The 13,642-nt window shown below is 47.8% G+C and carries 18 protein-coding genes and 1 tRNA gene; 6 read left to right on the top strand and 13 right to left on the bottom strand.

The window, feature by feature from the left end:
* Positions 1-6: 6 nt before the first annotated feature.
* Positions 7-957 (top strand): DUF4097 family beta strand repeat-containing protein, encoded by a 951-nt coding sequence (locus ACFVU8_RS02020; RefSeq protein ID WP_387425696.1) that lies wholly within the window; start codon positions 7-9, stop codon positions 955-957.
* A 107-nt stretch (positions 958-1,064) separates the two neighbouring features.
* Here the strand turns inward: ACFVU8_RS02020 and ACFVU8_RS02015 are convergent, their stop codons facing one another.
* A complete protein-coding gene (locus ACFVU8_RS02015) occupies positions 1,065-1,298 on the bottom strand; it encodes a hypothetical protein (RefSeq protein ID WP_387425695.1) in 234 nt (77 codons plus the stop codon).
* A 501-nt stretch (positions 1,299-1,799) separates the two neighbouring features.
* On the opposite strand from ACFVU8_RS02015, the gene ACFVU8_RS02010 reads away from it, so the two are divergent.
* Positions 1,800-1,873: transfer RNA gene (locus ACFVU8_RS02010), tRNA-Pro, on the top strand.
* Between the two features lie 173 nt (positions 1,874-2,046).
* Here ACFVU8_RS02010 and ACFVU8_RS02005 read toward each other — a convergent pair.
* The 10 genes from ACFVU8_RS02005 to ACFVU8_RS01960 all read right to left on the bottom strand — a co-directional run bounded on the left by ACFVU8_RS02005 (position 2,047) and on the right by ACFVU8_RS01960 (position 9,325).
* Positions 2,047-2,223, bottom strand: coding sequence for a hypothetical protein (locus ACFVU8_RS02005; RefSeq protein WP_379464399.1), 177 nt, complete (start codon positions 2,221-2,223; stop codon positions 2,047-2,049).
* A 227-nt stretch (positions 2,224-2,450) separates the two neighbouring features.
* Positions 2,451-2,582 carry a hypothetical protein gene (locus ACFVU8_RS02000; RefSeq protein ID WP_286154900.1) on the bottom strand — a complete coding sequence of 44 codons (132 nt, stop codon included), beginning with the start codon at positions 2,580-2,582 and terminating at the stop codon, positions 2,451-2,453.
* Between the two features lie 246 nt (positions 2,583-2,828).
* Positions 2,829-3,644 (bottom strand): tRNA (guanosine(37)-N1)-methyltransferase TrmD, encoded by an 816-nt coding sequence (gene trmD, locus ACFVU8_RS01995; RefSeq protein WP_379464741.1) that lies wholly within the window; start codon positions 3,642-3,644, stop codon positions 2,829-2,831.
* Positions 3,644-4,168 carry a ribosome maturation factor RimM gene (gene rimM, locus ACFVU8_RS01990; RefSeq protein WP_387425694.1) on the bottom strand — a complete coding sequence of 175 codons (525 nt, stop codon included), beginning with the start codon at positions 4,166-4,168 and terminating at the stop codon, positions 3,644-3,646. The genes trmD and rimM overlap by 1 nt, the downstream gene beginning before the upstream one ends.
* A gap of 100 nt (positions 4,169-4,268) precedes the next feature.
* Positions 4,269-4,499 (bottom strand): KH domain-containing protein, encoded by a 231-nt coding sequence (locus tag ACFVU8_RS01985; RefSeq protein WP_379464401.1) that lies wholly within the window; start codon positions 4,497-4,499, stop codon positions 4,269-4,271.
* A 22-nt stretch (positions 4,500-4,521) separates the two neighbouring features.
* The gene (gene rpsP, locus ACFVU8_RS01980) at positions 4,522-4,794 is read right to left on the bottom strand and encodes a 30S ribosomal protein S16 (RefSeq protein WP_066362232.1); all 273 of its coding nucleotides are present in this window, start codon (positions 4,792-4,794) and stop codon (positions 4,522-4,524) included.
* Between the two features lie 347 nt (positions 4,795-5,141).
* Complete coding sequence (gene ffh, locus ACFVU8_RS01975) at positions 5,142-6,527, bottom strand: signal recognition particle protein (protein WP_175371972.1); 1,386 nt, start codon at positions 6,525-6,527, stop codon at positions 5,142-5,144.
* A gap of 20 nt (positions 6,528-6,547) precedes the next feature.
* Complete coding sequence (locus ACFVU8_RS01970) at positions 6,548-6,904, bottom strand: putative DNA-binding protein (protein ID WP_175371973.1); 357 nt, start codon at positions 6,902-6,904, stop codon at positions 6,548-6,550.
* A 157-nt stretch (positions 6,905-7,061) separates the two neighbouring features.
* Entirely contained in the window at positions 7,062-7,712 is a 651-nt protein-coding gene (gene trhA, locus ACFVU8_RS01965; RefSeq protein ID WP_379464402.1) for a PAQR family membrane homeostasis protein TrhA, read from the bottom strand.
* A 95-nt stretch (positions 7,713-7,807) separates the two neighbouring features.
* On the bottom strand, positions 7,808-9,325 hold the full coding sequence (locus tag ACFVU8_RS01960; protein WP_175371975.1) for a carboxypeptidase M32: 1,518 nt from the start codon (positions 9,323-9,325) through the stop codon (positions 7,808-7,810).
* 321 nt (positions 9,326-9,646) lie between these two features.
* Between ACFVU8_RS01960 and ACFVU8_RS01955 the strand changes: the two genes are divergently transcribed.
* The 4 genes from ACFVU8_RS01955 (at position 9,647) to ACFVU8_RS01940 (ending at position 11,502) form a co-directional block, all read left to right on the top strand.
* Positions 9,647-10,021, top strand: coding sequence for an iron-sulfur cluster biosynthesis family protein (locus tag ACFVU8_RS01955; RefSeq protein WP_379464404.1), 375 nt, complete (start codon positions 9,647-9,649; stop codon positions 10,019-10,021).
* Positions 10,022-10,041: 20 nt separating this feature from the next.
* Positions 10,042-10,602: a beta-class carbonic anhydrase gene (locus tag ACFVU8_RS01950; protein ID WP_066362250.1), complete on the top strand. Its 561-nt coding sequence runs from the start codon at positions 10,042-10,044 to the stop codon at positions 10,600-10,602.
* Positions 10,603-10,768: 166 nt separating this feature from the next.
* A complete protein-coding gene (locus ACFVU8_RS01945) occupies positions 10,769-11,212 on the top strand; it encodes a hypothetical protein (RefSeq protein WP_387425693.1) in 444 nt (147 codons plus the stop codon).
* Positions 11,212-11,502, top strand: a complete 291-nt coding sequence (locus ACFVU8_RS01940; protein ID WP_175369833.1) for a YxcD family protein — start codon at positions 11,212-11,214, stop codon at positions 11,500-11,502. The genes ACFVU8_RS01945 and ACFVU8_RS01940 overlap by 1 nt, the downstream gene beginning before the upstream one ends.
* 80 nt (positions 11,503-11,582) lie before the next feature.
* Here the strand turns inward: ACFVU8_RS01940 and ACFVU8_RS01935 are convergent, their stop codons facing one another.
* Together ACFVU8_RS01935 and ACFVU8_RS01930 are read right to left on the bottom strand one after the other, a co-directional pair.
* Positions 11,583-12,968 (bottom strand): sensor histidine kinase, encoded by a 1,386-nt coding sequence (locus tag ACFVU8_RS01935; RefSeq protein ID WP_387425692.1) that lies wholly within the window; start codon positions 12,966-12,968, stop codon positions 11,583-11,585.
* Positions 12,956-13,618: a response regulator transcription factor gene (locus ACFVU8_RS01930; RefSeq protein ID WP_387425691.1), complete on the bottom strand. Its 663-nt coding sequence runs from the start codon at positions 13,616-13,618 to the stop codon at positions 12,956-12,958. Before ACFVU8_RS01930 ends, ACFVU8_RS01935 begins: the two co-directional genes overlap by 13 nt.
* Positions 13,619-13,642 lie beyond the last annotated feature (24 nt).

Here is a 13,642-nt window from a genome sequence, read left to right as displayed (position 1 = left end):
ATACATATGAAAAAGAATAGCCCAAAAATAATCGCAGCACTCGCCGTTGTATCCTTAACATTACTGGCGGGATGCACAGAGTTGCCCGGCAAAGCCAAAGTAAACCAGGAATCGGAACAATCCCGGTCGGATGGCGTGGAACAAGACCTTGGTGAGGCTGTGAAGCAAGGACTGGGCCAAGCCGCAGCAGCTGTTACACAAGCCGCACAGGACACAGCAGATAAAGTCGTGGCAGGCTTCAAGGAAGGCAGCATAAGTAAGGAACTACAAGTCTCTCAGACAATCGGGTCTGCATCCGCGCTTAGTATCGAAAATTCCGTAGGTGCCATAGCGGTTAGGGCCGTTGGCGGAGATCGAATCAACGTAAAGGCCACGGTTCAGTCCTATAAAAACTTCAACAGCGAGCAAGAACGTCAGGAAATACTCGACAACGCCGAGGTTTCTGTTCAGACCAGCGGGGATAAACTAATCATCTCCACCCATGCCAAAGACGCTCCCAAGAAAGATCTGTGGAGCTGGGCACAGCGCAAGTACGGCTCTTCTGATTTCAGCATTGATTATGTCATTGAGGTTCCAAAGAGCGTAGATATGTATCAGGTGTCCAACGATGTCGGTGAAATCCAGCTGAGCGGTTTGCAAGGAACGTACCGGGTGAGCACCGACGTAGGAGCTATCCACATTAGCGATGCTACAATTGCCGGCAAATCCACCATTGAGTCCGATACAGGGAGCATTACTCTGAACATAGCCGCCCTCAACGAAGGAAGCAGCCTGAAAGCCAAGACGGATGTCGGAGCCATTACAGCTACCCTGGCCGAAGGTTTGAACTATAGTCTCGAGACCGCCAGTGAGATCGGACAGATCAAAGGAGCTGCCAAAGGCAAGAGCACGGTGGGTAACGGCGGGCCGCTGGTCTCCCTAAGCTCTGATATTGGCGCAATAACCGTTCACAAGTAACATTAACTCGGGCTATGAGGCCCCTGCAGCTCTCTGACCATATGCTGCTAAGCAGTTGCAAAAGACCGCCACTCATTACAAGGGGCGGTCTTTTGCAGCCTAATTCCTTATACCAGCGCGATAGCGAGCAGCGTAAATAAGCTCAGGACCAAAATATCATTGGCAGCAAAAGGATTTCCGAAAAATGCTGAAGTCTGCACCCTTTCAGCTCCGCCGTCTCTTTTTAAATAGACATTGTTTCGGTCTACATTCACGATAACTCCCTCATGCCGTTGTCCATCTACAGTCATAATTCGCACGCGTCTATTCATGCAGCGCAAACAGTTATGATAAGCCTCCACCAAATAACTCCTCCTCATTCGTAGTAGTGTATTTTATGAGGGGAGGGATCAGCCGGTAACGGCGAAGTGACAGGTGTCGGAAGACAAGGTAGCACTAAATATAAGTAGAAAACATAAAAAAAGACCGTCCGAAGACGGTCTTTCTACCCGAGGCGCTAGTTTAAAACTTTGATCCGTATCCCGCGCCACCAAAGCTAATGATATTAGCCGTTGGTCCGGGTAAGGGATACGCTCAACATGTCATGCTTGATGTGAACGCACCTCCTTTCCTTGTGCCAAGAGTATAGCACAGCCTTTGTAAAATATCCAACACTATTTATTAACAATTTATCAATACTAGATTCATATTGTTAGCGTTTACATAGCACTCAAAAACATCTGCTCTATATTTCATTTTTCACTTGAACGATAAGCGATTTTGGGTTATATATAGTTTATGGATTACAAATATTTGGATATATCTGAGAGCATTTTTCTTATTGCCGAGCAAACTACATTTGCCGGGGTATAGCGCAGCCTGGTAGCGCACGCCCTTGGGGTGGGCGAGGTCGCAGGTTCAAATCCTGTTACTCCGATTTCAGAAGAAGAAGAAAGCAGCACCTTTCAGGTTTCGTAGCCTGAGCGGTGCTGCTTTTGGTTTTAAAGTATATCTCCAGGATACGAGCCTTGATGAATTAAACGAAGAGCAGATTAGTTAGCGGTACCCAACCTGCCTTGAAAAGTTTAACCGACGCTCTTGTAAGCCTATTCAAGACTTCTTAAAGAGCTTGAACACACCTGTTACAAGCGAGTAAATGGCCAGCAGTACGAGGAATGTAACTGCCCATGAATAGTTGCGGACGGTATACGTAAGCGATGACAGCATAATGAATATGGCGATGCGCAGCACACCTTCGTTAATAAACAGACTGCTCTTTTTAGCCATACAACCAGCCCCTCCTTGGTTTGGTGTTGCATAGGTATAATAATAGTACTGTTTTTGCTAATAAATAACAAGAGACAAGTTGCCCCTAAAAGCTATGATGTTTTGCACAGAAACATACCGTAATATTAATAAAACCATTAAAGCAGCGATTATCATCGTCTGGCCTTAATGGTTTTATCTTTTTGCTATGCTAAGGGAGTTGATTATGCGGACAAGAATTCATTCCTTTAGGATTTTCGATTCGTATAGAAATCGATAATATCGTTCACCGTGCGGAGCGGCTCCGCTTGCTGCTGGACATCGTCCACGGTCTGCTTGAATTCTTTCTGCGTATTCGTAGTCGTAGTCACTTTAGTCATTCCTTTCGCTTATCTTGAATTTGCTGCGTCTTCAGCGGGATAGTTTATTTCGGCACCTCTCTTTATTACCCCAAATATAAGCTTGCAACGCACAATGGCCTTTTGATGTGATTCTTCTATATCATTTTTCAGAAAAACGATATTAGGATGCTTTCAGAAACGGACATCACAAAAAACGCCTCCTCAACGTTATATATACGTTAAAGAGGCGTTAAATATGACAAATATGAGCAACTTTTTTCCAAATCAGGCTTGACCATCGTTTTTCAGACGCTCCAGGGTCTTCCGATCTTTCGCTGTAAGCTCTGCAGTCTCTAAGAGATCCGGGCGACGTTCCAGTGTTCGCTGCAAGGCTTGCTCCCGCCGCCAAGTTTCAATGTTGGCATGATGACCACTGAGCAGTATATCTGGCACCTTCCAGCCACGAAACTCTGCTGGACGTGTATAATGCGGGTACTCCAGCAATCCTGTACTGAACGAATCACTCACCGCTGAGGTCTCATTGCCTAGCGCTCCCGGTTGCAAGCGAACGATCGAATCAATAACGGTCATTGCCGGGAGTTCTCCCCCAGTCAGTACGTAATCGCCAATGGACAGCTCGTCTGTCACCAGATGCTCACGGATTCGCTCGTCGTAGCCCTCATAATGGCCGCAGATAAAGATCAGATGTTCTTCCTGCGCCAATTCTTCGGCAATCTGCTGAGTGTAGGTTTTGCCCTGCGGGCACATAAGAATAATTCGAGGTTTAATACCTTCTTGGTCCATGTGTCCCTCAGCAGAATGCTCCGCCGCATTCCCATGCTCAGATGATACAACTGTAGAACCAGTGGACTCTGCCAGCACATGTTCCACCGCTGCGAAGATTGGATCGGGCTTCAGTACCATCCCTCCACCTCCGCCATACGGTGTGTCATCCACGGTATTGTGCTTATTGCCGGAGAAGTCACGGAAGTTCACCGCGTTCAGCGACACAATTCCTTTCTCACGAGCCTTCCCCAGAATGCTTGTGCCGAAGACGCCTTCGCACATCTCAGGAAAGAGCGTCAACACATCAATTCTGATCATGGAAGTAGACCTTCCATCAGACGGACTTTAATACGCTTAGCCTCGATGTCTACATCCACTACCACATCGTTAATGACTGGAATCAGGATATCCTGTCCTTTCGGCGGCTTAACCACCCATACGTCATTGGCTCCAGGCTGAAGAATTTCAGTGATTGTCCCAAGTGGCTGACTGTCATTGTCTTCGGTGTACACGTCACAGCCTACAATCTGGTGAAAATAGTACTCGTTCTCCGGCAGCTCTACCAAATCATCGCTTGGCACTTTAAGCATGCTTCCCTTGTACTTCTCGATCTGGTTGATGTTGGTATAGCCTTTGAGGCTAACAATATACATGCCCTTGTGCTCCCGTGCGCTGTCTACGATCACATCAAATTTAGGGCTGCCATCTGCAGGAATCACAATTAGCTTCTTGCCAGGTGCAAACCGCACATCCGGAAAATCCGTATGGGACAGAATCTTGATCTCCCCGCGAATGCCGTGAGTGTTGACAAGCCTGCCTACGGTTAATTCTTCGGTCATACATTCCTCTCCTTTACCATGTGAGACTTATCCGTTCTTATATAATTGAACAAAAAGGAGCCGGGATATACAATCCCTAGCCCCTCTTTGTGCGTATCTGTTAAGATAAAATATCTACGGTTACGCGCTTATCGCTCTTGACTGCTGCAGATGTGACTACGGTACGGAGCGCTTTGGCGATCCGACCCTGCTTGCCGATGACCTTGCCGACATCATCAGGATGAACGGAAAGTTCATAGACAATCAGGTGATCCTTCTCCACGATACGTACGGTCACATCCTCTGGATGATCCACTAAAGCCTTAGCAATAACACCAACTAATTCTTCCATAGAGGACCCTCGCAATCAGTCATTATTTCTGATTCTTAAGCTCATGGAACTTCTTCAACACACCAGCTTTGGAAAGCAAGTTGCGAACGGTGTCGGATGCTTGCGCACCTGTTTGAAGCCATTTAAGAGCTTTTTCCTCATCGATCTTCACTACTGCCGGTTGTTCAACCGGGTTATAGTAACCGATTTCCTCGATGAAACGACCATCACGAGGGGACCGGGAATCGGAAACCACTACACGATAGAAAGGCGCTTTATGTGCACCCATTCTTTTCAGACGAATACGTACTGCCACGAAATTCACCTCCTTATAAAAGTATCGATCCCTCCCAAACCCTCCCTTGGAAGGGAGGGCCCCAAAGGGTTGCACCCTCTGGACACCTGCTAAGTGCAACTAGCGTGGGTGTTCAAATTGGCGGTACCTAGGGACGAGGGATGCATGAGCGCTTATCGTCCCTTACGGGACACGCTTGTTTACTAACTGTATCTAGGAAGACCATTGATTGTCTCTACGTTATACTGTGGACAATCAACAAGTTCAAAAGATTAAAGTCAAAAGTTAAAGTCAAAATATTAAAGACTAAGAGCAGAAGAATTATCCTACGTTATACTGTGGATAATTATGAAGTTCAAAGGCACATTTTAACGGAAAGGGAACTTCATTCCTTTACCGCCAAGTGCTTTGAGCTGCTTCATGGCGTTCTTCTTGGAGCCCTTGCCTCCGCCACCCATCATACCAGAGAACTGCTTCATCATCTTACGCATCTCGTCGAATTGCTTGATGAGACGGTTAACCTCAGCAACTGAGGTGCCGCTTCCGGCTGCAATCCGTTTGCGACGGTTATGATTGATGATCTCAGGCTGCTGTTTCTCAGCCTTAGTCATGGAATGAACAATGGCTTCGACACGGTCCATCTGCTTGTCATCGACCTTGAGGTCCTTGATGCCCTTGGCCTGATTCATTCCAGGGAGCATACCGAGGATCTGGTCGATCGGGCCAAGCTTCTTGACCTGATCCATCTGCTCGAGGAAATCATCGAACGTAAATTCCGCATTACGCATCTTACGTTCCATTTCCTTGGCTTTCTCTGTATCAATGTTCGCTTGGGCTTTCTCAATCAGCGACAGCATGTCGCCCATGCCCAGGATACGAGAAGCCATCCGCTCCGGATGGAACGGCTCCAGCGCATCGATCTTCTCGCCTAGCGCGGCGAACTTGATCGGGCAGCCAGTAACAGCTTTGACGGATAATGCCGCACCACCACGGGTGTCACCATCCAGCTTGGTCAGCACAACACCAGTCAGTTCAAGCTGTTTGTTGAAGCTATCTGCGACGTTAACGGCATCCTGACCTGTCATGGCGTCTACGACGAGCAACACTTCATCAGGAGTCAAAGCCGTGTGAATCTGCTTCAGCTCTTCCATCAACGCTTCATCAATATGCAGGCGGCCTGCGGTATCGATGATGACATAATCCAAGTTGTTGTCCTTGGCATGCTGTAGGCCTTGCTTAGCGATTTCTACCGGGCTGATCTTGTCTCCCAGCGAGAACACCGGAACCTTGATCTGCTCACCAAGCACTTCAAGCTGCTTGATCGCTGCCGGGCGGTAAATATCACACGCTACCAGAAGCGGACGGTGATTGCCCTTCTGCAGCAATTTTGCCAGCTTGCCTGAAGTGGTAGTCTTACCTGCCCCTTGTAGACCCGCCATCATAATGACGGTCGGTGGCTTGTTCGACTTGGCCAGCTTCGCCTGGCTTCCGCCCATCAGCTCAGTCAGCTCTTTGTTAACGATGTCGATAATGACCATGCCGGGCGTAAAGCTATCCATAACTTCTTTGCCGACGGACTTCTCTTTCACCTTGGACACAAAGTCCTTGACGACCTTGAAGTTAACGTCCGCTTCCAGCAGGGCCAGCCGCACTTCGCGCATGGCTTCGTTGACATCATCTTCGGATACCTTACCCTTGCCGCGAAGCTTGCTGAATACATTCTGCAACCTTCCGGTCAAACCTTCAAACGCCATATGCAGTTCCTCCCTTCATGCTATTCTAACCTCTGCAAACGATCCACAATGTCCATGAACCGCACTTTATATTGCTCAGGCAGCATCCCATCATCCGGCAGTCTGCGCAATTCTTCCAAATATCGGCTACGGGTCTCATGCTTCACCAGCAAACCGAGCTTCTCTTCATAATTCTCCAGAACCTGTTCCGCCCGCTTGATATGCTCGTACACCGCCTGGCGGCTGATATCAAACTCAGCGGCGATTTCACCCAGGGAGAAATCATCGTGAAAATAATATTTAAGGAACGTCTGCTGCTTATCCGTAAGCAACCGTTCGTAAAAAGCGAAAAGCAGGTTGATTCGATTCGTTTTCTCGAGCCTATTCTCCTGACTCATTAAGGGCACTCCCTTCGTCAAGGAAAAACACTTTACAGCTTCACAACGTCCCTTATATTACCCAAAACAAAGAAAGATGTCAAGCTTTTTTGCTTGTCATCTTTTTCTTTAAGCAAATTTGTTGCCATGTGTGCCCCATGTATGCGATTTTTGCTCTTTATAAACGGATGGGCAGCAAATAAATCAACACGGCGAAGAAGTGTGTCACACTGCCTGCCAGCACGAAGACATGCCAGACGGCATGATGGAACGGGAACCCACGCCATACATAGAAGACCGTCCCCAAGGTATACAAGATACCGCCGGCGACCAACAGTGTCATCCCTCCACTAGCCACAACAGCCGACAAGGGGCTCCAGGCGATCACGATCAGCCAGCCCATGGCAATGTAAAAGACGGTGGACATGAACAGGAACTTTTTGACGAAAAAGGCCTTGAAGAACACACCGAAAGCAGCAATTCCCCAAATAATGCCAAACAACGACCAGCCAAGGGTCCCTCGAATAGCTACCAGCAGAAACGGAGTGTACGTTCCCGCGATGAACAAGTAAATGGAGGAATGATCGAAAAATTCGAACAAATCCTTCGCCTTACCCTCTTTGAGGCTATGAACCAATGTTGAATTGAGATACAGAAGCAGCATGGTAGTTCCATAAATGGAGAAACTGACCACATGCCAAGCCGTTCCCTTCAAACTTGCAAAAACAACAAGCAGGACCAGCGCGGCTACACTAAGGACCGTACCGATTCCATGCGTAATTGCATTTGCGACCTCTTCCCGGCGACTGTAAGTATACGTATTTGCCATACCCAAATCCTTCCGTTTTGCGGTTTCCTTCTATTATAGCCGTTCCGCGGGTGCCATTCCACTCTGCCGGATGACCCCCGCGCCTGTCTTATGGCTTACAGTTGATAGAGCGCTGTGTATTTCTCTTCCAGATAATCGGCCAGATAATCCGGGTTCAGCGGTTCGCCAGTTACTTGCTCAATAATCTGTGAAGGCGTTAAACTTTGTCCATACCGATAAATTTTGTCAGTCAGCCATTCCTTAATAGGAAGCAGGTTACCGGACGAAACCAGTTCATCGAACGTAGGCAGCTCTTTGCGGAGCGTGTTCAGAATCTGAGCGGCATACATATTCCCAAGCGAATAGGAGGCAAAATAGCCGAAGTCTCCACCCGACCAATGCACGTCCTGCAATACGCCCAGCGCATCGGTTGGAGGGGTGATCCCCAGATACTCCTGGTACTTGGCATTCCAGACCTGCGGGAGATCCTTCACGGCAAGTCCTTCATTGAAGATTAGCTTCTCGATTTCATAGCGGACAATAATATGGAGGTTGTACGTCAACTCGTCTGCTTCAATCCGAATGAACGTATTATCTACACTGTTAATCGCCCGGTAGAAATCCTTGACATCAACACCGGCAAGTTGTACTGGGAAGTAATGTTGTAGATCCTTGTAATACCGCTCCCAGAAGGGCAAGCTGCGGCCGATCATGTTCTCCCACAAACGGGACTGAGATTCGTGAATTCCCATCGATGCGCCTTGAGCAAGTGGTGTGCCTACAAGCTCGGGGTTGATATTTTGCTCATACAGGGCGTGTCCGCCTTCATGCAAGGAGCTGAACACAGCGCTAGTAACGTTATCCGGAATATAGTTGGTCGTAATGCGAACATCTCCCGGATTCAGTCCTGTCGCAAAAGGATGCACACTCTCGTCCAGACGTCCGGCATCAAAGTCATAACCCATCTGCTTCAAGATGAAGAGTCCAAATTGCTCCTGCCCCTCTTGTTCGAAGATTTGCTGCAAAAAGCTTGTGTCTGGCTTGTTCGGGGAAGCTGCGATTTTCTCTACTAGCGGAACGAGACGGCTGCGCAGACGGCCGAACACTTCATCAACCTTCTCAACCGTCAAATCCGGCTCATACATATCGAGCAAAGTGTCGTAACGGGTGCCATTAACTCCCCAGTAATCAATAAACTCCTGCTTAAAGGCTACAATCTTCGTAAGGAACGGCTCGAATCCAGCAAAATCGCTGTTCTCCTTCGCATCTTCCCACTTCGTTTCCGAGTGAGCTGCCAATACAGCATATTCCTCATATTTCTCCGGCGGAATGCTCTTGGAGCGCTCATATTCCTTGCGGCAATCATGCACTATCTTATTCTGAACCTCATTCAATTGACTCTGAATATCAGGACGGCTGAAATATTCGGTGAACTGCCCCATCTCGGGCGAGGTCTCCAATCTGAAATATTCACCGCTCAGCATCCCTACAGTCTGAGAACGAATCTCCGCACCCTTGCGCGGCGCGCCTGTACGCAGATCCCAATGCAGAAGCCCGATGGCCTCGCGGTAACCGCTCATTTTAGATAATAAACCACTGAATTTCTCCCACTCTTGCGATACTTGTTGTTCCATATATGGAGCACCTGCTTTCTCTATTTTGTCTGCTCCTCTTGATGATACTTTTTTAAAAACTGATAAGCAACTTCACCTACAAGAATATAGCTAAATGAAGTTAGTAGGCATTATTTAAAAGCAGGTCTTACCTTCTCTCGAACCAACGATGAACATATTGACCATAGTTCAAAAAACTAAGAAAACTCCAGAATATTGACTACTGTTAATTATAATCCGTATAATCAGTTTCAGAGCTTGAACTCTCTAATTTGAAATACTTTGATTAGACTACTCGAAGCCAACTGGGCTTCACATTATGCTAAAGGAGCGTGAAAGGCAATGATCATTCAAGTTACACCCTTAGCGGAGAGGAAGTTGAAAGAAAGGCTTGGAGATCAGCCGGGAATTTTCAGGCTCTTTTATGATACCGAAGGATGCGGCTGTGACGGCATCAACGTACTCCTGATTGTGGATCAAAGTGGTCCTGAAGATCTCAGTATTGACGCTGGCGGCCTGCCTTTCATCGTCAGTAGGCAGCAGGAAATCTTCTATGAAGACAAAATGCGGCTGGATGCTGAAGAACGGTTCACTTCATTTAAACTGGATAGCGATTCACAGATTTACGGAAAAAATATACTGGTAAGAGATATACGAGGTACTGAAGCCCCGCTTCCTGGTGAAGGATCAGCGTGCGCAGTGGAAATTACCCGTTAACCCCAAGGAGGAGCAAAACCATGAGCCAAGTAACCAATATTCTAGAACATAATCAAAAATTCGTTGAAAACAAAGAATATGAAGCCTACCTGACCGGTCGGTACCCGGCTAAAAAAATGCTGGTGATTACCTGTATGGATACACGTCTCGTAGAACTACTGCCTAAAGCTATGAATTTCAAGAATGGCGATGTCAAAGTCATTAAAAATGCCGGCGCCATTATCTCTCAACCATTCGGCAGTGTTATGCGCAGTGTTATGGTTGCTCTGTACGAGTTGAATGCGGATGAAGTCATCGTTGTGGGACACTATGAATGTGGCATGGCATCCCTGAATCCCGACACGATGATCGGCCACATCAAGGAACGCGGAGTCTCCGAAGAAGTGTTGTCCACCCTGGAGAATTCGGGAATCAAGCTCACCAAGTGGCTAAAAGGATTCGACAACGAGAAGGAAGGCGTTATCCAGACTGTTGAGCTAATTAAGCGTCATCCGTTGCTGCCTCCGAATGTTCCTGTACACGGAATGATCATTGATCCGAATACAGGAGCACTTGAGCTGCTCTCAAACGGTTACGAATAAGAAGAATTCACACTCGTAGGCTGTACGCGCGGATACAATATCCGCGCTTTTTTTTATTTCAAAAATATTTCGAAATATGATCATTAAAAATGAAACCTTCTTCAAAGTCATCCGTATTACCGGAAAGGCACAAAAAAAATAGCTTACAGGAGGGTTCACCTAGTCAATGAAACCAATGAAACGTGTAATGATGATTGTTATGGCCTTCACTCTGTTCTTTGTTGTAGCGTCACCGAATTTTGTGGACGCAAAACGCGGGGGCGGCGGATTCAAATCCGGAACGCGTAGCTTCACCACCACCCCGAAGAAATCTACCACCACAAATAACGTGAAGAAAAGCGATAGCACTACCGGCGGCGCAACCACCGGAAGCATGGCAAATACAAAACGCGGCTTCTTTAGCGGCGGCGGATTGATGAAAGGCCTTATGATTGGTGGTCTTGCTGGCATGCTGTTCGGCGGTTTGTTCGGCGGTATGGGCTTTATGGGCAATATTCTCGGATTCGTAGTTAATATGCTCGCAATTTATCTGGTAGTTACCTTGATTCTTTCCTTCTTCCGCCGCAGACAGGAACGCCGCAGATTCCAAGAACGGGATGACCGCGCCTAATGAATAGTACTGTTCTTAGCATGGATGAGATCATTAATGCGATCTGCCTACACATGGCTGAACGTAAGGCAGTAAATCCTACCGAAGTGCAGGTGGAGCTTAGCTGGGAAGAAGACACCGGCTATTCTGCGGAGGTATGGGTGCATGGCCGAAGCCAGTTCCTGGTGGAGTCCAATATGATCGAAGCCATTCTGCGTTACGTGCATACCGAATACGGGATCCGGGCTTACCGCGAGGATGTACGGTTGGATCTGGATGAAGAAATTACAGCTGTAGTAACTACAGATTGAAATTAATAAATAAAAGACGGTACAGCCCTTGGGCTGTACCGTCTTTTTCTATTATCGTCTGCCTGATCCACCAATCCTTGTCAGGACAAAGGAATCTCTAAGGTAACTTTAGCCCCACCCAAGACTTCGTCATTCCCTAAGACCAGCTGCCCACCATGCCGCAACATGATGGATTGCGCAATGTAAAGCCCCATGCCGTGATGATGCCCCGAGCTTCGACTGCGATCACCCATATAAAACTGCTTTGTTGCCTCTCGCAGATCAGCAAAAGTGAAGCCGCCGCCGCTGTCGTCCACTATAAAGCAAACACTATCTGGTCTGCCTTCTGCAGTCAGTGTGATGGTGCCCTGAATAGGGGTATGTTCCACTGCATTCATCACAACATTGAGTATTGCCCGCTGGAACAAATCCTTGTCGATTGCGATGAAATCCGGCATGTTGTGTGCGTTCATGTGAACCTGTATCTCTTTCTCAACAGCGGCCGCTCTCAGAAGTTCTTCAATATCCTCAAGCAGCGAAGCGGTATCTATTGTGACCCGCTCCAGCTTCAGCCCTTCCTGCGTCTTCGAAATTTCGATCAGTTCCCTCGCATAACGTTCAATCTGTGCCGAACTAGTCAGGATATAACGATTGTAATCCCGCTGGATCTCATCTTGGGCTGTCTCGCTTAGCAGCTCCGCATTCCCTCGGATGATCGTCAGCGGTGTTTTGATATCATGCGCGAGCGCGGAGATTTGCTCCCTGCGGGCCTGCTGCTCCTCCCATTGTTGCCGGAGTGAGGCCTTCAACTCGTTCTTCATCGTGTCTAATGAATCTAGGACTGTGTCAATCTCATGCACACCACTGGATTGCACGGTGAATTCGAGATCCTGATTCTGAATTTTGCCAATGACTGACTGTAGACCTTTCATTTTCTTCGCCAGCTTCTTGCCGAACAGATAGGACCATAAGGCAATTTGCAGCAGTAAGCCTGTCACAATCAGTATGATCCCCAGAAGCTCAGGATTGGGCAGATGGGTTCTCAGCCATTCCGAGCGATAATTCATGACAATAGAATAACTAAGCAGAAGGACCTCTTGCTGCTGCTCACGCTGAATGACGGTGTAATAACCGCGGATTCCGCCTTTACTGCCCGACGCGACAGCCTTCCATGCTTTCTGCGCTTGCTCCCTATTTAGACTGCCGCTCACATATTGCCCTTCCTGAGTATAGAGGGCATACTCCGACAGAGAAGGAATTTGATCTGGTCTAATTTCGGGACTGGAAACTAGTATATCCTTTGCAACGGCAATCTGCTTCTCCACATAATTGGCCGGGAGAATCTCTCCTGTCGCCGTAGCTATAAGATAAGTTCCAATCAATAGGCCGAGCCATAGCAGCATTCCCCCACACAACAGCATAAAATATCTTAGGAAAATAGTACTCAGAGCCAATGGTTTGCGGGCCTTGTGCTTTAAGTTCTCCATTTATAACCTATCCCCCAGAGGGTCTCGATCGGTGATAGCTCGTACCTCGACAGCTTTGCACGGATATTCTTAACATGCTCCGCCACCGTTGCACTGTCGCTCTCCCCATCAAAACCAAACACCGATTCATAAATCCTCTCTTTGGAGAAGACCTGTCCCCGATTCCGGGCAAGAAACTCACAGATTTTATATTCACTCTTGGTGAGGGGTACCTTGTCCTCCTGCACATGCATTTCCTTGCCTAATAGGTTGAAATGAACCTCATCGATACTCAGCATACTGCGCCTCTCCCGCTGCTCTCTTCGCAAATGTGCATTCACCCTGGCCCGTAGCTCACCAGTCCCGAAGGGCTTAAGGATATAGTCATCTGCGCCCAGACCCAATCCGTACATAATGTCATCCTCTAGTGTTTTTGCCGTGAGGAATAGAATCGGGCAATCAACGATGCCCCTTATTCTCTCGCAGAGGGAAAACCCGTCGATTCCCGGCATCATGACATCCAGCAGAATCAGGTCAAAGAAACCGGGATTTAGCGCTGTGATCTGCTCCGGCTCAGATAACGTGGTCACACTGTGTCCGTCCTTGATCAGGATATTACGAATCAGTATCAGAATGCCCGCTTCATCATCTACGGCCAGTATTCGGGCCATTCAGCCTCCTCCTTTCAACGCTTA

This window comes from Paenibacillus sp. NPDC058177 (assembly GCF_042883835.1).
GTDB lineage: Bacteria > Bacillota > Bacilli > Paenibacillales > Paenibacillaceae > Paenibacillus_AQ > Paenibacillus_AQ agri.
The sequence above is the reverse complement of the archived record's forward strand: the minus strand, read 5'-3'. Positions and strand labels throughout refer to the sequence as shown.